Here is a 707-nt window from a genome sequence, read left to right as displayed (position 1 = left end):
CCTTCTCCTGGGGGGTTGTGGGGCGGTGGCCGTAGCGGTCGATCCAGCTGATGGGCTCGGTGAGGAAGACGCCCAGGACGTAGACGAACTCGTCGTTGGTGATGGGCCACCTGGCGTGGATGCTGTTCAGGGATTGGACGGCGGCGGTACCGCGCTCGGTGTCCAGGCCGTGCTCGAAGATCGTGAACATCAGCTTTCCGGTGGCCTTCGCGCGGTCGGTGGGGGCATCGAGCATGCGGCCCGAGGCGGTGAGCGTGGCCGCTACCGAGGGGATGGCGAAGGTTCGGTAGAAGCCGAGGGCCAAGCCGATGCGCAGATCTTCGGGGAAGACGTCCATGGCCATGTGCCGGTAGATGGCGTGGGCTTCGGCGAGGGTGAACGGGGCACAGGTCATCGTGACGCGACCGCGCTCGCAACGAGTGGGTGGCGCAGGCATTTGGAGACCAGCAGCAGGTGGGCGCGTTCGGCTTCCGGCGCGGTGTCGGTCGCGCCGGGCGCCAAGATCGGCTCATTGGTGGGAGCGCAGCCGTCCTGATACCGCTGCGCCGCGTCAAGGAGGACGGTCGCGGCGACGATCGCGTCGCTGGTTTCGTTGTCCAGCTGCGCGGTACGGGTGAGCTGCCTTACGTGCTGCTCGGTCTTCGGGCTCATCCATCGCCGCAGTTCGCGCTGGGCGTCGCGGATCTCCACCATGCGCCGGTCCAGGT

The 707-nt window shown here is 67.6% G+C and carries 1 protein-coding gene and 1 pseudogene; both read right to left on the bottom strand.

Annotation, left to right across the window (positions count from 1 at the left end; all coding sequences use genetic code 11):
• Positions 1–394: pseudogene (locus IEY86_RS36005) on the bottom strand (oxygenase MpaB family protein); the annotation flags it as partial.
• Positions 391–707 (bottom strand): DUF6545 domain-containing protein (locus IEY86_RS36000; protein ID WP_373287159.1); only part of this gene is annotated, 317 nt, incomplete at its 5' end. The gene IEY86_RS36000 and the pseudogene IEY86_RS36005, both read right to left, overlap by 4 nt.

Source organism: Wenjunlia tyrosinilytica (assembly GCF_014646055.1).
In the GTDB taxonomy this organism is placed as follows: domain Bacteria; phylum Actinomycetota; class Actinomycetes; order Streptomycetales; family Streptomycetaceae; genus Wenjunlia; species Wenjunlia tyrosinilytica.
This window is presented reverse-complemented; position numbering and strand designations above follow the sequence as displayed.